The 19,862-nt window shown below is 59.0% G+C and carries 23 protein-coding genes; 9 read left to right on the forward strand and 14 right to left on the reverse strand.

From position 1 onward, the window contains the following. Positions 1 to 164: 164 nt before the first annotated feature. Entirely contained in the window at positions 165 to 1,037 is an 873-nt protein-coding gene (locus tag FHT87_RS07555; RefSeq protein ID WP_183800694.1) for a hypothetical protein, read from the forward strand. A 113-nt stretch (positions 1,038 to 1,150) separates the two neighbouring features. Here the strand turns inward: FHT87_RS07555 and FHT87_RS07560 are convergent, their stop codons facing one another. From FHT87_RS07560 to FHT87_RS07575, 4 genes are all read right to left on the reverse strand, one after another. Next, complete coding sequence (locus tag FHT87_RS07560; protein ID WP_183726841.1) at positions 1,151 to 1,423, reverse strand: DUF982 domain-containing protein; 273 nt, start codon at positions 1,421 to 1,423, stop codon at positions 1,151 to 1,153. A 91-nt stretch (positions 1,424 to 1,514) separates the two neighbouring features. Then, positions 1,515 to 1,955, reverse strand: a complete 441-nt coding sequence (locus tag FHT87_RS07565; protein ID WP_183800697.1) for a DUF2267 domain-containing protein — start codon at positions 1,953 to 1,955, stop codon at positions 1,515 to 1,517. 102 nt (positions 1,956 to 2,057) lie between these two features. Next, positions 2,058 to 2,765, reverse strand: coding sequence for a CBS domain-containing protein (locus FHT87_RS07570; RefSeq protein WP_183800700.1), 708 nt, complete (start codon positions 2,763 to 2,765; stop codon positions 2,058 to 2,060). A gap of 263 nt (positions 2,766 to 3,028) precedes the next feature. Then, positions 3,029 to 3,961 (reverse strand): bifunctional enoyl-CoA hydratase/phosphate acetyltransferase, encoded by a 933-nt coding sequence (locus tag FHT87_RS07575; RefSeq protein ID WP_183726846.1) that lies wholly within the window; start codon positions 3,959 to 3,961, stop codon positions 3,029 to 3,031. Between the two features lie 369 nt (positions 3,962 to 4,330). On the opposite strand from FHT87_RS07575, the gene FHT87_RS07580 reads away from it, so the two are divergent. Further along, positions 4,331 to 5,659, forward strand: a complete 1,329-nt coding sequence (locus FHT87_RS07580) for a trypsin-like peptidase domain-containing protein (RefSeq protein ID WP_246698053.1) — start codon at positions 4,331 to 4,333, stop codon at positions 5,657 to 5,659. A gap of 43 nt (positions 5,660 to 5,702) precedes the next feature. Here FHT87_RS07580 and FHT87_RS07585 read toward each other — a convergent pair whose 3' ends face one another. Next, positions 5,703 to 5,855, reverse strand: coding sequence for a hypothetical protein (locus FHT87_RS07585; protein ID WP_183800707.1), 153 nt, complete (start codon positions 5,853 to 5,855; stop codon positions 5,703 to 5,705). Between the two features lie 229 nt (positions 5,856 to 6,084). Between FHT87_RS07585 and FHT87_RS07590 the strand changes: the two genes are divergently transcribed. Together FHT87_RS07590 and FHT87_RS07595 are read left to right on the forward strand one after the other, a co-directional pair. Beyond that, positions 6,085 to 6,456 carry a hypothetical protein gene (locus tag FHT87_RS07590; RefSeq protein ID WP_183800710.1) on the forward strand — a complete coding sequence of 124 codons (372 nt, stop codon included), beginning with the start codon at positions 6,085 to 6,087 and terminating at the stop codon, positions 6,454 to 6,456. Between the two features lie 230 nt (positions 6,457 to 6,686). Then, positions 6,687 to 7,334 carry a BON domain-containing protein gene (locus tag FHT87_RS07595; RefSeq protein WP_183800713.1) on the forward strand — a complete coding sequence of 216 codons (648 nt, stop codon included), beginning with the start codon at positions 6,687 to 6,689 and terminating at the stop codon, positions 7,332 to 7,334. A 62-nt stretch (positions 7,335 to 7,396) separates the two neighbouring features. On the opposite strand, the gene FHT87_RS07600 is transcribed toward FHT87_RS07595, so the two are convergent. The 6 genes from FHT87_RS07600 to FHT87_RS07625 all read right to left on the reverse strand — a co-directional run bounded on the left by FHT87_RS07600 (position 7,397) and on the right by FHT87_RS07625 (position 11,921). Further along, positions 7,397 to 8,179, reverse strand: a complete 783-nt coding sequence (locus FHT87_RS07600) for a sulfite exporter TauE/SafE family protein (RefSeq protein ID WP_246699576.1) — start codon at positions 8,177 to 8,179, stop codon at positions 7,397 to 7,399. Then, positions 8,176 to 8,607 carry a YeeE/YedE family protein gene (locus FHT87_RS07605; RefSeq protein ID WP_183726857.1) on the reverse strand — a complete coding sequence of 144 codons (432 nt, stop codon included), beginning with the start codon at positions 8,605 to 8,607 and terminating at the stop codon, positions 8,176 to 8,178. The genes FHT87_RS07600 and FHT87_RS07605 overlap by 4 nt, the downstream gene beginning before the upstream one ends. Beyond that, positions 8,604 to 9,014 carry a YeeE/YedE family protein gene (locus tag FHT87_RS07610; RefSeq protein ID WP_183800718.1) on the reverse strand — a complete coding sequence of 137 codons (411 nt, stop codon included), beginning with the start codon at positions 9,012 to 9,014 and terminating at the stop codon, positions 8,604 to 8,606. Before FHT87_RS07610 ends, FHT87_RS07605 begins: the two co-directional genes overlap by 4 nt. After that, the gene (gene bigR / locus FHT87_RS07615; protein WP_183726861.1) at positions 9,011 to 9,358 is read right to left on the reverse strand and encodes a sulfite-sensing transcriptional repressor BigR; all 348 of its coding nucleotides are present in this window, start codon (positions 9,356 to 9,358) and stop codon (positions 9,011 to 9,013) included. The genes FHT87_RS07610 and bigR overlap by 4 nt, the downstream gene beginning before the upstream one ends. After that, positions 9,349 to 10,647 (reverse strand): bifunctional sulfur transferase/dioxygenase Blh, encoded by a 1,299-nt coding sequence (gene blh / locus FHT87_RS07620; protein ID WP_183800720.1) that lies wholly within the window; start codon positions 10,645 to 10,647, stop codon positions 9,349 to 9,351. Before blh ends, bigR begins: the two co-directional genes overlap by 10 nt. Before the next feature lie 440 nt (positions 10,648 to 11,087). After that, the gene (locus FHT87_RS07625; RefSeq protein ID WP_183727316.1) at positions 11,088 to 11,921 is read right to left on the reverse strand and encodes a universal stress protein; all 834 of its coding nucleotides are present in this window, start codon (positions 11,919 to 11,921) and stop codon (positions 11,088 to 11,090) included. A 320-nt stretch (positions 11,922 to 12,241) separates the two neighbouring features. Here FHT87_RS07625 and FHT87_RS07630 point away from each other — a divergent pair, with 320 nt between their 5' ends. After that, positions 12,242 to 12,532 (forward strand): hypothetical protein, encoded by a 291-nt coding sequence (locus FHT87_RS07630; protein ID WP_183800723.1) that lies wholly within the window; start codon positions 12,242 to 12,244, stop codon positions 12,530 to 12,532. Positions 12,533 to 13,021: 489 nt separating this feature from the next. Further along, entirely contained in the window at positions 13,022 to 13,471 is a 450-nt protein-coding gene (locus FHT87_RS07635) for a host attachment family protein (protein WP_183800726.1), read from the forward strand. A gap of 591 nt (positions 13,472 to 14,062) precedes the next feature. On the opposite strand, the gene FHT87_RS07640 is transcribed toward FHT87_RS07635, so the two are convergent. The 3 genes from FHT87_RS07640 to FHT87_RS07650 form a co-directional block, all read right to left on the reverse strand. Continuing rightward, on the reverse strand, positions 14,063 to 14,590 hold the full coding sequence (locus FHT87_RS07640) for an Hsp20/alpha crystallin family protein (RefSeq protein WP_183800729.1): 528 nt from the start codon (positions 14,588 to 14,590) through the stop codon (positions 14,063 to 14,065). Between the two features lie 435 nt (positions 14,591 to 15,025). Continuing rightward, positions 15,026 to 15,202, reverse strand: a complete 177-nt coding sequence (locus FHT87_RS07645; RefSeq protein WP_183726870.1) for a hypothetical protein — start codon at positions 15,200 to 15,202, stop codon at positions 15,026 to 15,028. A 321-nt stretch (positions 15,203 to 15,523) separates the two neighbouring features. Further along, entirely contained in the window at positions 15,524 to 16,006 is a 483-nt protein-coding gene (locus FHT87_RS07650) for a CBS domain-containing protein (RefSeq protein WP_183800732.1), read from the reverse strand. Positions 16,007 to 16,534: 528 nt separating this feature from the next. On the opposite strand from FHT87_RS07650, the gene FHT87_RS07655 reads away from it, so the two are divergent. The 3 genes from FHT87_RS07655 (at position 16,535) to FHT87_RS07665 (ending at position 19,831) form a co-directional block, all read left to right on the forward strand. Further along, positions 16,535 to 16,966, forward strand: coding sequence for a hypothetical protein (locus FHT87_RS07655; protein ID WP_183726874.1), 432 nt, complete (start codon positions 16,535 to 16,537; stop codon positions 16,964 to 16,966). Between the two features lie 177 nt (positions 16,967 to 17,143). Further along, positions 17,144 to 17,896 carry a cyclic nucleotide-binding domain-containing protein gene (locus tag FHT87_RS07660; protein ID WP_183726876.1) on the forward strand — a complete coding sequence of 251 codons (753 nt, stop codon included), beginning with the start codon at positions 17,144 to 17,146 and terminating at the stop codon, positions 17,894 to 17,896. Positions 17,897 to 17,929: 33 nt separating this feature from the next. Then, positions 17,930 to 19,831, forward strand: coding sequence for a PAS domain-containing sensor histidine kinase (locus FHT87_RS07665; protein WP_183800735.1), 1,902 nt, complete (start codon positions 17,930 to 17,932; stop codon positions 19,829 to 19,831). Positions 19,832 to 19,862 lie beyond the last annotated feature (31 nt).

A 19,862-nucleotide genomic window follows, 5' to 3' on the forward strand; every position in this document is an offset into this window, starting at 1 on the left:
AGTTTTCTTTGGCGACCCTGAACGAGATTGTCAGCTTTCTGAGCGAACCGTCCACCTACGGCAAGCCGGACTTTCCGGTCACCGTTCGCGAAACCCATATGTCCTTCGTCTTCTTGCATGATGACAGGGTTTACAAGCTGAAGAAGCCGGTAACGGGTCCTTTCATGAATTTTTCGACGCTCGCCGCGCGTGAGGTCAATTGTCGTGAGGAGGTGCGCCTCAACCGGCGCCTGGCGCCTGACACGTATCTCTCGGTGCTGCCCGTAACATTGCAGGCGGATGGATCGCTTTGTCTCGATGGAAGCGGCAAGGCTGTCGAGTGGCTGGTGGAAATGCGTCGCCTTCCAGACAAGCTGATGCTTGACCGGCTTCTTAAGACCGGGGCCGTCACGCCGGGGCATATGACAAGGCTCGTGGATCGGCTAGCCAACTTCTATCGAACGGGCGCTCGGCCAGCGATCGATCCTCGCGACCATCTTCGCACGCTCGAGTGCCAGAAGGACATCACCAGGGAGACGTTGAGACACGAGGGTTTCGACGTCGATCATCGAGCAATTGCGCATGTGCTGAATGACCTCGATTGCGCCTTCTATGCTGCACAGAATGCGATCGTCCAACGCATCCAGAGCGGACACTATGTGGAGGGACATGGCGACCTGCGCCCCGAGCACATATGTTTCTGCGACCCGCTCGTGATTTTTGATTGCCTGGAGTTCAATCCTCGACTTCGCTTCATCGATCCCTTCGATGAGGTTGCTTTTCTTGCGATGGAATGCGCCTTTTCAGGCGCGGGAGATACAGGCGAGACTATACGAGGTCTTCTGCAACATGCGCTCGCCGATCAAATTCCCGACAGTCTGTGGTTCTTCTACGTGGCCTTTCGAGCAACGCTGCGGGCACGCATGAGCTATTCTCATCTGATTGACGGCAGCGCAAAGGAAACGAGCGTATGGGAGCAGAAGACGGACAGGTATGTTGGCTTGGCGCAGGCCGCTTTGTATTCAGGTTTCAGCATGGGCTCGAAAATGGCACGTTGAATTTGGAGCGCTGTCGTCTACCGGCCGTCGGGGCGCGTGCCGGCCAGTATCGCTTTTGACGGATAATGCTTGCCAGACGGCTTCTAGAGGCAGGCGAAGCGGCTCTACGGAACCTACTGCTGACTGTCTGGGGCGCGGGTGTTTATTCTGGCATCGAGAACTGCCTGCAAGAACGCCTCGCGCGCGGTGTCGCTGGAAATTTGATTTCGCACGGCCGCCGAACAGATTTCCCGCGCGAATGAATGCTTTCGACGGGATCCGACCCAATCGTTTGCGAGAAACTCGAGTGCTTCGGCCGGATTGTGAATGATCTGCGGCCCTCGCGCCTCGACCTGCACATATACCGGCTCATGCCAGGGTTCGACGAGTTCGTTAGGGACTGACATCTTCTTCTCCTCTGTATGCTCAACGTCCTTGGAACTGATAATCCTCTCCAGGCCTGCGTGACGGCGGCTTGTCGTTTCTCGTGACGGGCCATTATCGCTCTATTACGGACAGCCAAAGGGGTCGCAGGACCTCGGGTAATTCGTCGATCAACTTTTCCGACAGACCCTGGTCGATCTCCTGCCACAGGAGATCGAATACAGCCCTGCTGGTCGCTTTGGGGTCGCGTGGAAAGTGTGGCGGAAGGTGGTTTGCTACCTGCTGCGTGAAGTCGTCGATACTTCGCATGCGCTTCTTTTCAGCGCCGATGTGCCAATTTTCGAAGTAGATCCCGCGCACCAGCATCGGCAGTTGTGCCGACAGATGAACCGCCTGCTCTACCGTCAGTTGGTCGCGCAACGCGTGGAGGACGGCCCTCAAAGCGTTGTATGCTTCGTGCCGGTCGCTGAAACGGTGTTGATCGACAAGCTTTTTCAGCCATAGATTTGTGAGCTGGACCGTATGGTCCAATGCTGCGACTTGCGTGTCACTCATTTCCATCTCCTTCGATAGCCAAGTTTGCGGAAACCTGCGATCCCTTCCGGAGTGGGCTCTCCAGCTCGCCACCCGAAAGACCGATTGCCGGAGCTTCTCGGTTCAAGGGTAGAAGCCAGGCGGCGGGACAGGCATGTCAGGCAGCACAACCACTTGCACATTGTCGATGACTTGGATCACACCCAGTGTATTCTCCGCCGCCACGCGCGCGGCGGTTTTCTCCCTTAAGTCGAGGACCTTCCCCTCGAGTGTGACAATGGCTTCCTTCACGTGCACCGTAATGTTGTCGCCCCACCGCTGATGATCGAGCTCGCCCTCCAGGGCGCGGCGGATATCCGCATCGATCCTCTCGACCGAACGTGCCGCCATCTCCTTGATCATCGAGCGCATGATGTCGGATCGCGTCAGGACGCCGACGACCTTGTCGTCCGCAACGACGGGCAGGCGCTTGATGTTGCGCTCGGCCATGAGAAGAGCTGCGGCGCCGACCGCCTCTTCGGCCCCGATGGTGACAGCCGGAGAGGACATGACCTCTCCGACCTTTCGCCCGAACGCCTTGGAATAGTCTTCCGCCAGGGCGCCGCGCGTGGAAAACAACCGTTGCCAGAAGCTTTTTGCCGGATCCGTATGCAGTTCTCCACGCAGCAAGAAGTCGCTTTCGCTGATGACGCCGGCCAGCTGTCCGGCCTCGTCCGTCACGGGCAGACCACTGATACCGTGGTCAAGCATCAAGTTTGCCGCCGCCCAGATCCGCGCCTCCGCGCCGATCGTCACGGGGTTTGGCGTCATGATGGTCTGCACTGTCGACATTTTTTGCCTCCTGTACAAACACAGACTAAAATGATGAGCGGCAAGTTCATTGACCTTGATCAACGAGCACCCAAACAGGGTCTGGTGCCCGCTTGCTGAGACCCGCAAGCCAAACGGCCCTGCAAGGCAAGCTCCGGTTACGGATGCCAGCCCGGAGCGATCGAAGTCAGCCTCTGTCTTGCCTTCCAACCAAAGAAGGGTCTTCACTCGTAGGTTTGCGATAAAGGTGAAAGAAGCGGGGCTGCGCCATGGCTGATCCTGCTTCAAGGACTGTCTGATCTGGCGGCGGCCAGGAGTTTAGCCAAGGCTGCTGAAGCGGTGCGCACTTTGAGCGGATCGGCTCGGCTGGTCACGATGATGGGAACACGAGCACCAAGCACCAGGCCGGCGGCATCGGCCCCGGCGAAATAGATGAGCTGCTTGGCCAGCATATTGCCGGCCTCCAGATCCGGTACGAGGAGAATGTCTGCCTGACCGGCCACCGGAGAATCGATAGATTTTGCCCGGGCGGCTTCGGCGCTGATCGCATTGTCGAAAGCGAGGGGGCCATCGACGACCGCACCATTGATCTGGCCGCGTGCCGCCATCACAGTCAGTGCAGCGGCGTCAAGCGTCGCCTGCATCTTGCTATTGACCGTTTCGACCGCCGCAAGCACGGCAACACGGGGTTTTCCGATGCCGAGCGAGCGCAGGAGATCGACGGCATTTTGACAGATGTCGCGCTTCTGGTCGAGATCCGGCTGAATGTTGATCGCCGCGTCGGTAACGACGAGGAGTCTGTCATAAAGCGGAATATCCATCACATAGACGTGGCTCATCCGCCGTTCCGTTCTCAGTCGCGCCAATGCCATGACTGCCGACAGAAGCTCATCCGTATGCAGACTGCCCTTCATCAAGGCTGCGACCTCGCCCTCGCAAGCCAGCGCTGCGCCTCGTTCGGCGGCGGCATGGCTGTGTTCGACCGGGACGATTTCAATGTCGTCGAGCAGTATGCCGGCTGCATCCGCGATTGCCCGGATCTTGCGTTCAGGGCCGACCAGAACCGGCGCCAGAAGCCCCTGCGCCTTCAACTCCGCTGCAGATCGCAACGTGTCGGCAGAACATGGGTGGACCACGGCCGTACGCATCGGCGCAATGGTGCTGGCCAGGTGGATATAGCCTTCGTAGCGGCCGTTATGTCTTAGCGTCGTTTCCACGATGACCTCCTGGATACCGATCGGGCCTTCTCTAAACCGCTGGCGGTCACTGTGCTTTGATGCAGCGCAATCTGTGCCGTTTTGTGCTTGAGGAAACGTGAGGAAACCGCGCGCGGATCGAATGCGTGCGTCGGTTCGTGCAAGCGGGCACCTGATTGTACGCCGCCCCCATGCCCTGACGTTGAGGGCATCGTACTTTCGGCGATGCTCCACTGTCTTGCAACGAAGGATAACCGAGATTGCGCTTGGTCAATGTCGCGATGTCGGATCGCCTCTTATCCTCGGCGAAGCTGCAAGGGAAGTTGCTGGGGAGGACCAGTCATGCCGGCGCCTGCAAGTCATTGTCCGAATATTAGTCGCTATGCGCCTATGGTTTATGGAAAAGCCCTTCTCAGACTCCTGCAGGTCGCCGTATTTCTCGCCTGGGCATCCAGCACTGCAGCATCCGCCCAGGGCCAGCCCTCCTTGGCGCCGATGCTCGAGCGCGTCCTTCCAAGCGTGGTATCCATCAATGTCCAAGCGTCCGCCGGTGCCGACAGCGCGTTAGAGGAGGACGGGGCGTCCGATCCAACCCAGACGACCGGCTCGGGCGTCATTATCGACGCCGGGCAAGGCTTTGTTCTGACGAGCTATCATGTCGTTGCAAATGCGACGAAGATTACCATCCGGCTTTTCAACGCCGACACCTATGATGGCGAACTTGTCGGCAGCGATCCTCAAACGGATCTCGCCGTCGTAAGGATCAGGGCCTCGGGTTTGACGGCAATGGCGCTCGGCGATTCCGGCGCGCTGCATGTCGGTGACTATGTCGTGGCGATCGGTAACCCATTCGGCCTGGGAGAGACTGCCACCCTTGGTATCGTCGGCGCTCTCGGGCGCGGGGGATTCGGTCTTGAAGGCTATGAGGATTTCATTCAAACCGACGCCTCGATGAACCCGGGAAACTCGGGCGGCGCTTTGGTCAACCTCGACGGCGAACTGGTCGGTATCAACACGGCGATCATGGGACCATCCGACACGAATGTCGGCGTCGGTTTCTCCATCCCGGTCAACATTGCCGGCGGTGTCGTCAAACAACTGGTTACCTATGGGGAAGTTCGCCGTGGACAGCTCGGCGTTGCAGTTCAAGACAATGATCGTGACTTCGAACGGGCGCTTGCCATCAGGACTTCAACCGGGGCTCTCGTCGGCGAGGTTGTACCGGGTTCGCCTGCGAGCCGGGCAGGTGTCCAGGTTGCCGACGTCATCGTCGGGATCGACGGTGCTCCCGTTCATACAGCGCGCGAGTTCCGGACGAAGGTTGCCTCCTATCCACCCGGCGCCACGGTGACCGTTTCCGTCTTTCGGCGAGAGGGGAAATTCGATCTGCGCGCCACGCTCGCCGCTGAAAGCGAACCCCCTCCAGCTCCGCTTCCCTTGACCATGGAAGGCGACGGCCTTCTTTCCCTCGTCACCCTACAGGTTCTCGATCAAGCTTCGGATGCTTATGGCAAGGTTGAAGGGGCGTTGGTGAAATCAATGAGCGATCGCAGCCGCGCCTCAATTGCCGGCCTCGAAGCCGGAGACGTTATCGTCAGCGTCGACCGCAAGCCGGCAAAATCACCGCAAGCCGTCGTGGACCTCACCCGGCGTGCAAAGGATCTTCTACTGCTTGGAATTTACAGGGACGGGCACACGCGCTTCATCGTGATCAGATAAACCGCCCAAGTCATCCCGGGATTTGTCAGGTCGAGACCACAGGTCAAAAGCCGTTGCCTTTTGTCGGCGGAATGAAAAGGTTCGGATACCCCGTCTTCGGAGGTTTCTTGTCGGTCTGGCTGTCGGCGTTGGCTTGCTTTTGGCCAACCGGTTTCGTTGCGCCGGCATAGCCAATCAGAACGGCCGCCGCGATCATAACCCCTGCTGCAAAAACCCTCAGCATTGTTCCGCTCCTTTTCATCTTCGAAAGGATAGTTCCACAAAGTATTGGCGCATTTCATTGCGGCGGATCAAAGTGGCGTGTGAATGTGCGGATATATTTGCAGGTGCAACGCCACGCTGGCTCGGCCCTCGACAGGAATCTCGGTTGACCGAGATCAATGATCTTTGGCCTTCCGCGTCAACCTTGTTTTGGAGGATTGTCGATGTCTAAAACCGCCTTTCCACTTTCTGCACAAATGGACACCCCTCTCGCGGTAAATCCTCTTGTCGTACAGGCGAGACTTTTCGTCCTGTCATGCAGGATCGGCTTGCGCTGTCAGGCCGAGCTGCTGGGATTCCTGCAGCATCGAACGAAGCTGTTCGACACCTGCCTGCGCGACTTGGTCGAGAATATCGAGTTGAACGACTCATTCGATGTGCTGACGGACTATTTCCAGAGCGCTTTTGCGGACTATCCGCGCGCGTTTGCGAAGATGGCTGCTGTTACTTCAAGCATGGAAGCGGAAGGCGCTCGCTTGGCTCGAAAGCTCGCCGATGATGTCGCCGATGACATTGGAGCAAAAACGGTATCCTGACGCTCTTCCATGAGCGGCACTGGGTACCTGTTCAGCGCTCGCTTCAGTTATCGGGTATCGTCTCATGCGCACCGTTTTCTGGCTCGGGCGGAGTATCTTTTCACCGGTCATGTCGGCGAGCAACCCTCCTGACTGTATTGCGCTATTGGTCCTGCCGATCTTGATAAGGGTCAACGACGCCGGCTCTGCCTATGGCACTATAGGGCGTCGACCATTCCAAGGAGGGCGTTATGAACGATCTTTCACTCCGTCAGCATATTCTGGATGAACTGGAGTTTGATCCCAGGGTCAACGCCGCCGAAATCGGCGTGATCGTCGAGAAGGGCATCGTTACGCTGACAGGCCATGTTGGCAACTATGCCGAGCGGGAAGCGGCCGAGCGGGTCGTTAGCCGGGTCAAGGGCGTCAGGGGGATCGCGCAGGAAATCGAGGTGCGGATATTCGGCGCGGCCGCGACTGACGACGATGACATCGCCGCCAGAGCCGTCAAGATGCTCGATTGGGACGTGTGTGTGCCGAAGGAAACCGTCCAGGTGAGGGTTTTCAAAGGCTGGATCACGCTCACCGGCAAAGTTGAGTGGCAGTATCAAAAGGACGCGGCCTACGCCTCCGTGAAGAGCCTTGCCGGTGTTGTCGGCGTCTCCAATCTCATCGAAATCAAGCCGCAACTGAGCGCTATGGACATCAAGAAACGCATCGAGGATGCCTTCGAACGGGACGCGGAAATCGAATCCAACCATATCAGCGTCGATGTCCAGGGCCGAAAGGTCATCTTGTCGGGCAAGGTCGCCACCTGGTCCCAACGTCGCGCGGCCGAGCGTGCCGCTTGGTCGGCACCCGGTATCAGCACGCTGGAAGACCGCCTGACGATCGCATGATCGGCCTCGGGCTCCCGTCGGGATGCCACGCCAAGCGCCGCCACTCCGACGTTGGTGCCCGCTCAGCCGTTCATCAGCGTTCCCCAGTTCCGATAGAAGATGTACGCGGCGACTGCGAAGATCAGCACGGCGAACAGGCGGTTGAGGATGTTCTTGTAGCCGCTTAGTCGTGTGGCGACCAGCATGCCGAGCAAACCGCCGGTGATGCCGCCCCCGATGAACTCCGCGGCAAGCCACCAGTCCACCAGTCCTGAACTAGCATAATTCAACGCCGTCGCTAGTCCGAACGCACCGACGGAGAGCAGAGATGTCCCGATCGCGTTGATCATCGGCATGCCTGTCGCCAGCATCAGGCCGGGAACGATCAGGAAGCCGCCGCCGATTCCGAAGAAACCGGATGCAGCGCCGGCGGCGAGTGCCACGGCCGCAGTGGCGAGGCACATCTTGAGGTCGACCGGCCGGCATTCTGCCGTCACCGCCTTGCGGGGCTTGAGCATCAAGGCGCCGACGACGACCATCAGGACTCCGAACAGGAAGATCAGACGGCCTCCGTCCATCGCCTTGCCGAGGCTGGATCCGGCGAGCGCTCCGAGAACGCCAAGTGCCGAGAAGACGCCTGCGCAGCGCCACCAGACATGCCCCTTGATCGCGTGGCTTGCAAAGTTCGCGAACGCGTTCACCGAGACCGCAAGCGCGCCCGTTCCGATTGCGATATGAGGCTGGCTCACACCAACGACGTAGAGGAGCAGCGGAGTGGCCAGAATGGAGCCTCCGCCGCCGAGCAGGCCGAGCATGAACCCGACGATCCCGCCGGAGCCGACTGCCGCGAGGATGGAGGTGCTCATGCCCGTCTGCTCCATACTCTGTCGTACAAGGTCATCCCGACCAGCATGGCGATGACGAACAGGACGGTTTGCGGAATACCGACCGACAGGGAGGCGACGGCAGGGCCGGGACAGAAGCCGCCGATCCCCCAGCCCAGGCCAAATAAGGCCGAGCCAACGACCAGCGGCGCGTCGATCCGCCGGCTCGTCGGAACATGGAAGCTGTCGTCGAAGGCAGGATGCCGTATCCGGTTCATCACCTGCACGCCAACGAAGGCGATGGCGACGGCGCCGCCGAGAACGAAGGCGAGGCTCGGATCCCATGCGCCGAAGACGTCGAGGAAGCCTTGGATGCGAGCCGGGTTCAGCATGCCGGAGAGCGACAGGCCTAATCCGAAGACGACGCCGGAGACGAGAGCGGCCGCGAACCGGTAGATGTTCCTGTTCATATTCCAAGGCTCCGCAAAACTGCGACGGCGACCATGCCGGCCGTCAGAAAAGTAGCGACGGCCACCATGGAGCGCGGCGACAAGCGGGCGAGACCAAGCACGCCGTGCCCGCTCGTACAGCCGGAGCCCATCCGCGAGCCGAAGCCGACGAGCAGCCCCGCGACGATGATGAGCGGCCAGCCTGCGGTGATTTCGACCACTGGCCAATCGCCGAAGACGAGCAGGTAGGCAATCGGCCCGAGCAGCAGCCCAAGCACGAAGGCAAGATTGGTGGTCATTCCGACGCCCTGAGCGAGATGCCCGACAATCCCGCTGATCCCAGCGATCCGACCGTTGAGAAGCAGAAGCATGGCAGCGGATAAACCGATCAGCATGCCGCCGACCAGAGATGGGAGATAGGTGTTCATTCTTCTTCCTTCACGCAGAAGATGTCATAGAGGGCGGCGACCAGTCGGGCAGCCTTTGCCTCGGTCAGGCGGTAGAAGATCTGCTTTCCTTCCCGCCGCGTTTCGACGATGCCGGAGCCACGCAGCACGGTCAGGTGCTGCGACAGATGCGGCTGGTGCACGTCGAGTTTCTCTTCAAGTTCGCTGACCGAGTACTCGCCCTCAATGAGCGTGCAGACGATCATCAGGCGGGCTGGATGGGACAGCGTCTTCAATAGATCCGCAACTTCGCCGGCCCGGCTGGCCATTTCGGCGCGGCCAAGCCCCGCCTTCATCACCGCCTTCAGATCGGACGTCATTCCCATGCTGCTCCCTCCAATGCATCGAGTGGAAACTTGAGGTAGCGCTTGCCATTGGCCTCCGGCTCCGGCAGGCGCCCGCCCCGGATGTTCACCTGCAGGGCGTGCAGGATGAGCTTCGGCATCGGCAGCGTCTTGTCCCGCTTCGTCCTGAGCGCCACGAATTCTTCCTCCGTCACGCCGGCAAGATGCGGGTTGGACTTCTTCTGGTCGGCCACCGTGCTTTCCCAACGGGGTGCACGGCCCTTTGGCTGGTAGTCGTGGCCCGTGAAGATCCGTGTCTCGTCGGGGAGGGCGAGGATCTCCTGGATCGAGTTCCACAAGACGCGAGCATCGCCCCCGGGGAAGTCGGCGCGGGCCGTGCCGCTGTCGGGCATGAAGAGTGTGTCGTGCACGAAGCCTGCGTCGCCGATCACATAGGTGATGGAGGCGAGCGTATGTCCGGGCGAGAACAGCACCTTGGCATCGATCGAGCCGACCTTGAAGGTTTCACCGTGGGCGAACAAACGGTCCCATTGCGAGCCGTCGATCGCAAGTTCAGGCCAGTTGTAGATGCCCTTCCACAGCTTCTGTACGTCGACGACGCGCTCGCCGATGGCTGTCGGAGCCCCGGTCTTTTCCTTAAGATATTGGGCGGCCGAGAAGTGGTCGGCATGCGGATGGGTATCAAGGATCCACTCGACGGTCAGCCCCCGGCTGCGGACGTACTCGAGGATTGCGTCGGCATTGGTGGTCGCTGTCGCGCCCGCCTTCTCATCGAAGTCCAGGACCGGATCTACGATGGCGCACTTGCCGGTCGCCGGATCGGACACCACGTACTGGACGCTCCAGGTGCGCTTGTCGAAAAAACCCTTCACCTGCGGTCGGCGCGCGGCATGTGTCCTAAGCCAGGCTGCGGCGCCGCTTGTGTCGAAACCCAGGACGCGTCCGAACTCGACAACCGCGTCTGCAGACATCCGGCCGTCAAGAACCTCACCGATCAGGTAGAGGCTGAGCGATCGGGTGCCGGTCTTGCAATGGGCGAACACCGGCCCTTCGGATTCGTCGACTGCGCGCTGAAACGCACGGACGTCCGCCTCGGTGATCGTGCCAAGTGTGACCGGAATGAACGCATAGGACAGGTTGCAGTGCTTTGCTTCCTGGCTTTCGCCCTGCGTTCCCGGCTGGGTAGGATCGTCATCGTCCGGCCGGTTGTTGATCAGCGTCCTAAAGCCTCTGCCATAAAGCGACTGGATGGTCTCGATGCTCGGTTGCGGCGAGACCGACAGTTTCTCGGATATTGCGGTGACAGGCATTGCCAACTCCGTGCTAGATTTACTATACATTATAGTATAATATATAATGATGTATCTTCAAGATCGGGCGTGGAACTTTTTTTCGCCTCATGATTCCCATGCCCCGAGGGGAGAAGCGGGTTTCCTCTTCCAACACGCCATACAGGGGTGCCGCCCGACGCTGCCGATCTGCGCAGGCTAGGCTTTCGAACGGCGGCGGAGGTCGATCAGGAGGACCGGCCGAACTTGTCGTCGAGTGCTCAAGGTCGCTAGGCGATGCCGTCCTTTGTCAGTAAGAGCGACAGTGCAACCACGCCATGTCAGCGTGTTGGGAGCGATTTCGTTTAAGACGACGATGTCGATCCGCTGGCGCACACGACAAAGCAGCCCCCGTAGAATTCGGTGGTTTTAGTCTTGTCCATCGCGACGATGCCGTGATCGAACTTTCTTTCCGGCCCGCCTCAGTGCGCCATGAGAATTGGGATGCGGGTCTCCTCGATCATGCTACGGGTCACCCCGCCAAACAGCGTTTGCTGCCAGCGTGGATGGCTGAAGGCGCCCATGACGATAAGATTGGCGGCAACATCGACCGCGTGTTGCCTTAGGACTTCGTCCGCGCTCCGCCCGCCGCTGGCCAGGCGATCCACCTGCACTTTGACACCGTGGCGGGCAAGGTAGGCTGCAATGTCGGCTCCCGGCTCCTCGCCATTCGCCCTCATGCTGGCGACCGGGTCGATCAGCGTGATGTAAACCACGTCCGCCTGTTTCAGAAGCTCGAGCGATTGGCGCGCCGCACGAGAGGCTTCATTGCTGGAGTCCCACGCGACGAGGATTGATTTTGCAGCTGAGGAGATGGCGCGCGGGCCGCGATTGATGAGGATGGGAGTTGGCGTTTGGAAGAGAGCGCCGTCGAAGACCCGCTTGCGAAGGTCTTCGTCATCGGCGGCCTGCCGACCGACGAGCACGACATCCGCGTAAAGCGCCCGTTCCGCTATGTCCTGGTCGGCCCATGCAAATTCCGTATAGACGTGGTCGACATCGCAGGACAGGTCCGCGCGGCCAAGTATGTCTTTCACCCTGTCTGCGGCTTCTACAAGTTCCTCGATCTCGCGCTGCCGTTCGTCGAGCCAGACGGTCGACATGGCATTGTATTCGCTTATCGCCCCCGCTGAACCCATTGAAATGACGAGCGCGCTGAGATGCGCTCCGTAGATCTCACAGAATGCGGCCGCCGCCTTCAGATCTTCATCGAAATGTTCGACGTTGAGAATGCTCAATACCGTCTTGATTGTCATCGCGATCACCTCTTGGCTGAATGCGATGAGAATATTCTCTTCTGCTGGACGGTCTTTGACCTTCATCAACGTTTGCGCGCCGCACTACGGATATCGTTGTGGGACTACTGGAAGCGATGTCGTATCGCCATCTGAAGGCTGGACGAACCCAGGTTTCGTCAAAAGTGCCTCTCGCTCGCGCATCTGAAGATCGAGGTGCGCGGTGCCAGGTGGAGATTACAGGATCATTGTGCCGTGTCGAAAGCGATTGCCGGCAGCCGAGCCAGCAAGGGGCTTGCAGATGCAGGATTCGATCATCGCCGGACAAAGGGAGATGCGCTATGCTGACTGTTGAACGAGACAACAAGCGCGGAGGCGAGTGCTTCGCGGTGCCGACAATCGGAGAAATCGAGGGCAAGCTGCTGGTCTACGAAACGATTACCATCGCCTGCCTGCAGGAAATCCTCAAGCACCCGGACACGCACGACCTTTCCGCCTTCCGCGAAACGATCGCCCGGAAGGTTTCCTCCGGATGCAAGAACTTGAAGCTTTGCGGTGACGACATGAGCGCCACTTGCGAATATGCGCTCCAGGTGTTTGATGAAGCTGCAAGGCGGGCGGCTGGCAAATGATATGAAGAGCGCGGGGTGAAGCACGTCGGCCTGACAATTGCTGCGACGGCTTCGGCTAAACGCGCCGGCATCTAAGCGGCGCGCCGCCGGGGTCTGTCGTCTTTCGACGATTCACGCCCGGCGGAGGCACTGGCGCAAGATCGGCGGCCGGATCAGTTGAGATTGACTGCAATCCTCAGCTTGCGTTTTCGGCCTCGAGTTACGCGGCGGCCTCGAACATCATTTCATTCGTCACCGCACGAAGCTCCTCTTCGTCAACGGCTTGACGTGGGAACGCTGGATGGAGCGGTGTCATCACCGCTGCAGTATTGGTCGGTTCCGGGACGGGAAGCCCAAAAGATCAAGCCGAACAAGCGGCAGTAACCAGAAAGAGCCTCGTCACATAGCCATAGCCAAACGCTGCGAACTTCGTCCCCTTTTTGACGCTGGTCAAACTGCGTTTTTCCTGCACGTCTACAATAAAAAAATACTCAAAGGCAGGAGGGCTCAATGAAGAGCGAGATCATTCCCCACGACGCATGTGTTTTGGTTGCCGACGGAAAGAAGGCTCTTTTGTTGCGTAACATCGGGACAGCTTATCAGCTGATGCTCGAAGTCGAGCAGGTCATTGAAGCGAGCGCCAACCCGCCCAGCCATGAACAGGGAACGGACCGGCCGGGCCGGACCTGGGCGGGGAGCCATCGCAGCAGCGTCGATGAGACCGACTTTCACGACTTGGAGGAGCAGCGTTTTTCGACAATCGTGGCAGAGCGGCTTGAGACCATCTGCGCGGAAGGGGCTATTGGCAAACTCGTCATCGCCGCGGCTCCCAAGTCGCTGGCCAACCTGAGACAGGCCATGTCTGAAAGCCTCAGCAAGCGCGTCATTGCCGAATACGACAAAGACCTCGTCAATCTGCCAATCGACGAAATTCAGAGGCACCTTGTCTCAGAGCGCTGACGAACGGAATAACGGCTCGTCGGCGAGTTGTCGGGGGCGCCAATAAGGATGCTGTCCGCTTGGCGAGGTTGCCGGTCGGCGGCAGATGGTCGTGTGATTGTTGACGGATCTTCCAAACGAGCTGCATCTGGCTCCGCTGCCGGTTTCAATCTGACAAGAGCAGATGCTAACTCGTTGGAAATGCGTGCTGGCGCGGACCCGCTCCGTTTCAAACGGCGGCGGGAATTTCCAGCCATGTTTCAGCGGACTATATTCTGAGGAATCCGGCTTGGGTCTCGACATCGACGCCGGATATTGTGGGATGAAGCCAAACGGCAGGCCGCAAGCAGCTTCTGACGGTGAATACTTTCGTCGCCCGCGCCTTGTCCGGCGCGTGATTTTGCCGGTGTCGCAGCCTTGCCGGATGAGTTATCTTAAACGATCGACAGCAACGCTGGCGCGTTTGCGTTACTCGGTTGATAGCATATCGATTCCGGAACGCCGCCGAGTGCCCTGCTTTGGTGCCACACCATGCTCGATTGCGTGTTGATGAGCCTCCTCGGCTAAGGCGGCGCGCGATATCTGTGCGCCGCCTTCGAAGGCACTATTGGATCACGAGGCCTTGATCTCGATCTTCCGCTCATTCTTTTTCGCTTCGGCACTCTTCGGCAGTTTGACCTTCAGGATGCCCTTGGCAAAGCTTGCTTCCACTTTTTGGGCATCGACGCCGTCAGGAAGTTGGAAATTGCGCTGGAATGAGCCGAAGCGGCGTTCGGAGATGTGATATTCTTTATCCTTTGTCTCCTTTTCTTCCTGCTTTTCGCCGCGGATCGTCAGCATGCCGTTGGACAGCTTGACCTCGATGTTCTTCTCATCGAGCCCGGGCACCTCGGCGGTGAGCTCGAACGCATCGTCCCTCTCGATGACATCGACCGCGGGAACCGTCGGCCAGGCGCCAAGCGCCGGCAGAACGCGCCCGAACAATGGGCGGTCGGACGAACGGCGCGAAAAAGGCGTGAAATCGTCAAACAAGCGGTCGATCTCCGAGCGAAATGCTTCAAACGGGGACCAGAGGTTGCCGGTCGGCAATGCCGACTTTTCCTCGTTCTTGACCGGAAGCTTCGTTGCTGTGTCAGCCATGATTTTCTCCTACGTTTGGCAAAGGAGACTGCATCAAAGCGTCCCAAGGACCTGGTGCAGTCCATGTTCACTCATTAGCGAGCCATTGCATTAGAGCGATGGAATGGGACAACGACATTGACGCGCATCAAACTGTTTGAATAAGACCACACGGCAAACGGGCTCCGAGCGGTCAACCTCCAGCGGAAAGCGATTTTGCATCTTTGGCGGGCATCCCGGTTCCGGCATCGTTCCCGGCGCTCGCCTTCTGCTGGAGCGGGAGACGATCACACCCGCCGATTTTCCCGCAATTCGGCGCGAGGCGGCGGCGATCCTGCCCGTCCAGGGCCAATCTGTGGCATCAAACCGACCGTGACCGAGGAGATGCCATCGGATCGGGTAAGCCAGCCCGCTGTCGGCTCAACGGCTTTCATCAGCATCGGCGTCGACAGGCCGTCACCGAAAGCGCGGTGGTAGCTCCACATTGGATAAGAATTCCTGCCTCGTGAGGAATTCGCCGAAAAGCGTCTTCAACTCTTGTTCCTGTTCATCTCGGATATGCAGCGCGCGGGCGAGCTCGGTAACCTTATAGACCTTCTGAGCGGGCATGCGGGCGATATGGTCCATTTGCATGTCAATCTCCCTCGAAAGAACACCTAAAGTCACGACGCGTATCGCTGACCAGCATGAATCGCGTCATGCAATCTCATTGGGAAATTGAGCTAAATCGTTTGCGGGGGGGGCGTCGTTGATCGATCTCAAAGAGCCGGCGCTATCTGACGTATTGTCGATTTGACCGGCATCAATGCTGTCGGCGTCATCGAGCGCAACAGCCGAAAAGACCCGCACAGGCTCATCTAAACCGGTAAAGCCAAGGACTCGCGGCCTCAGTGATCAGGAAAAACTGGAGAAGAGATGATGGTCGAGTAGGTTTGCCTATAGCAGCTTCCGGCGCTAGTCCGTCGGCTCAAGCAAGTCGTCCAGTTTTTCAACCACGGCCCGAACCACATCGGCACGGCTGACGATGCCAACCAACATGCCGTCACGCAGGATAAGAACGCGCTTGATCCCATGTTTCAGCATCAGATCAGCCAACTCTGCAAGAGAGGTTTCCTGATCAGCGGAGATGATGGTCGTGTGCATAATCTCGCGGACGTGCTGCTGGTTGAGGCGGATTTCGGCAAGAAACTCCGGCGCGAGTGTCTCGCCTTCCGCCAGCAGGCGTAGCCACTGCGCTCGCTTACTTTGAAACTGCGCACCGAAGTGGCGCATCACGTCGCCTTCGCTGACCAATCCAAGCGGCCGGTTGTCGGGATCCACCACCGGTACAGCGGTGATGTGATGGATCAGCATGCGCCGAGCGGCTTCGGCCACGGTGGTTTCAGGCGACACCGTAACTAAATCCGTTGTCATTACCGACTTGGCGGGGATCGTCATGTGTACGGCTCCAGCTAAAAGAGAATGAAGGATATCGGATCGGATCGGCGGCCGCCTTGACATACCTCAATGTGCGATGACACGGCGCGGTTGGCGCCCTTCGCGACCGTCGCGCTCCTGCCAGTCCTCGCAATCCGTGGATTGGCGTGCCGACTTTGATGCGGGTCAACGCAGTAGGCTCACCGTCGGTCTAACGTCCTTGTACTGCTGTTGGCAAAGTCTAACAGGTGCAATGAAAGGAGCCTCCGGAGCATATCGATCTTAGCGAGATTGGCCGCCTCGAACGGGCTGGGATGAGGCTGATCGAAGGGACGAACCAGGCAGACGCTTCGGCATGTGGTTCAATCACGCCGATAAAACCTTATGAGAAAAGGGAGGGTTATCACCTTCAAGACATTAGAGGTGCTGCAGTTGGTGCTGGCGATGTTCTTCGGCAGGTGGCGGCATTTTTCAGACCATCGAAAACGGAGCGTCACGTCCATCACCGGCAAAGCGCCAGGGTGTAGTCCAATGTAACGGAGACCTCAGATGACGCCTAACAATAGCGGTTTTGTCATCGGCCCTCTGCGGAAAGACCAGATTGACCGTACTTACGTCATAGCGCAGGCGGCAATGCCTGATCTGACACTTGATTCCTGGCGCCGTGTAAGCGGCGGCTCGGAGCGGCGCAACTTTATCGTGGCGACCGACACCAGGGGGTACTCTCGCGGCCTTTGCCATATTCGCCTCGAAAAGCACCCTGTTGCCGGGCCGCTGTTCGACGTAGCGATCTTCATTGTCATAAGCCCGCTCCACGAACATGAAATCGCGGCAGCCTTGTTTGCATGTATCGAGAGACAGGCGATCGATGAGAAGAGCAAATATCTGCGGTTTTGGACCCTTCGACCCGAGACTTGGAGCCTGCTCGACGATCAGGAGTTCCGTCATCGATGGGACCACGGCGTCATCTATCGCCTTTGATTGCCTTTCCGGGCGGTTCTGATCGTCTGGCAGATGGGAAGGTCGTTACGGCAATACATCGTTGCGCCGACACTTGTTACAAACTGTTACAAATTCGCATTGTCTTTTACACACGCGGCATCCGCATGTCACCCTGAGCCCTTTTATTGGCCTCATCCACAGCGCGGAGGGACGAAGATGCTGCAGAGCGCCACTTTTCATCACGACAAGCAGATCAACAATGCGGTGCTCCTTGGCTCCGAGCCGAATTGCATTCAGGAGCTCTTCAGGAGACAACCTGTCGAGCGTCTGGTCGCCGGCCAGTCCCTTTTTTTCGAAGGCGACGCTGCCAAGCACCTTTTCGAGGTCGTCGAAGGAACCCTCCGCATCTTCAAGATCATCTCGGATGGCCGCCGCGTCATCACAGGATTTCTGCACGCCGGCGACATCGTCGGCGTTTCACTGAAGGACCACTATCTCTACAGTGCCGAAGCCATTACCAACACGAAGGTACGACGTTTCTCGCGCAAGGCATTCGATAGCGAAGTCGCCAGTTCGTCGGAGTTGCGGCCGGAGGTCTTCGCCCGTCTTTGCGACGAAATGGCCGCTGCCCAGGACCAGATGGTCCTGCTGTCCTGCAAGAGCGCCGAAGAGCGGATTTGCACTTTTCTTCTAAGAGAGCTTCTTCGCGCGGTCTCGGAAGGGCAGGCCGATTTCGTGATCGAGCTGCCAATGACCCGACTGGACATCGCCGACTATCTCGGCCTCACCATCGAGACGGTTTCCCGTTCCATCACGAAGCTGACGAATAAAGGCGTGCTTGCGCCTGTGGGACGTCATTCACTTCGTGTCGTGAAGCGGTCTGCGCTTGTGCAACTGTCAGGAAGTGACGACGAATCAGCGGGGGACGGGTGGAAGCTGGCTGCATGTGAAAGGCGGCCGCGCCACTGAGAGCGTCAGCGATGAAGGGAGAACGGCGAGGAGATGACGACTGAGACGGAGCTTGACCAGATTGCCCTGATGTTCGACGGGGCAAACGTGGTCGTTCACGGTTTCGACGGGATAATCGACCGCTGGACCAGTGGCTGCGAGGCTCTCTACGGCTGGCCACGAAAGGAGGCCGTCGGAAAGGTCGTCCACGAACTTCTCGCAACGCAGTTTCCGACACCCTTGGAAGAAATCCGCGAAACCGTTCGAAGGCAAGGGGCGTGGGAAGGGGAGGTGACGCACCGACACAATAACGGGCAAACGCTTTTCATTGCCACGCGCTGGTCTCTCTTCAACCCATCGCTCGGCACAAGAGCGATGATTATCCAAATCAACAACGATGTAACCGGCATGAAGAGAATGCAGGATGATCTGGCGGGGAGGGAAGCACATCTGCGCTCCATCCTGGCTACGGTTCCCGACGCGATGATTGTCATTGACGATGCCGGCAGGATCTCCTCCTTCAGCGCTGCGGCAGAGCGGCTTTTCGGTTATCCCTCCGCGGAAGTCTGCGGGCGCAACGTCAAGATCCTGATGCCGCAGCCGGATCGCGACGCCCATGACGGTCACCTCTCCCGATACTTCATGACCGGCGAGCCCCGGATTATCGGTTATGGCAGACTGGTGACCGGGCAGCGTAAGGATGGTTCGGTCTTTCCGATGGAGCTTTCCGTCGGCGAGGCGGTCACCAATGGCAAACGCATCTTCACCGGCTTCATCCGCGACCTCACGAGCCGCCACAAGACCGAGGAGGAGTTGCGCCAGTCGCAGAAGATGGAAGCGATCGGCCAACTGACCGGCGGGCTTGCGCATGACTTCAACAATCTGCTTACCGTCATCAGCGGCAATCTCGAGATGATCGAGGACAAACTGACCGACGAAAGGCTGCGGCCGCTGCTGCGTGAGGCGCAGGAGGCGGCGGAGGACGGGGCGAAACTTACGGGCCAGTTGCTCGCCTTCGGCCGGCGCCAGCCGCTCAATCCGAAACTCGTCGAGGTCGGGCAGCTTATTTCCGGTTTTTCCGACCTGCTGCGTCGTACGCTCGGCGAGGCGATCGAATTCCGCACCACCGTGATTGGCTCGTCCAATAGTGCGCTGGTTGATGGATCGCAGTTACAGAACGCTCTTTTGAATCTTGTGCTCAACGCTCGAGATGCCATGCCGCGCGGCGGCAAGCTCTCGATCGAGATCTCGCGCGTCAAGCTCGACGCCGATTATGCGCAGATGTATCCACAGGTGCGCACTGGCGACTACGTGCTGATCTCGGTGACGGACACCGGCAGCGGCATGACGGCGGAGGTCAAGCAGCGGGCCTTCGAACCCTTCTTCACGACCAAGGGCCTTGGTTCCGGCACGGGGCTCGGCCTTTCGATGGTCTACGGATTCGCCAAGCAATCCGGCGGCCATATTCAGCTTTACAGCGAGGTGGGCCAGGGAACGACTGTGCGCATCTTTGTTCCGGCAGTTCCCAAGGTGGCAGAGGATGGCGCGGATGAGGAATCGCAGGCTGAACGGTCCCACCCCAACATTCCACGCGGTGTTGAGAGGATCCTTGTCGTGGAGGACGATGCGCGCGTGCGCCGCGTTGCCGTTTCACGCCTCATCAGTGCCGGTTACGAAGTCGTAGAAGCGGCAAACGGTCACGAGGCACTGGACCGGCTTGAGAATTATCCTGATGTCGCGCTGCTGTTCACCGATATCGTCATGCCCGGCGGCATGACCGGCGACGAGTTGGCGGATATCGTGCGGACGCTGAAGCCGGGTATCAAGATCCTTTTCACATCTGGTTATGCCGAGCCGACGATCGCCGGCCGCGAGCTTTCCCTCGCTACAAGCTTGCTGAAGAAGCCCTACACGGCCCGCGAACTTGCGATCCGTCTGCGCGAATTGCTTGATTAATCTCATGGTGAGCATCGGCGAAGGCTCGGTG

The sequence above is a fragment of the Rhizobium sp. BK316 genome, assembly GCF_014193695.1.
Lineage (GTDB): Bacteria > Pseudomonadota > Alphaproteobacteria > Rhizobiales > Rhizobiaceae > Rhizobium.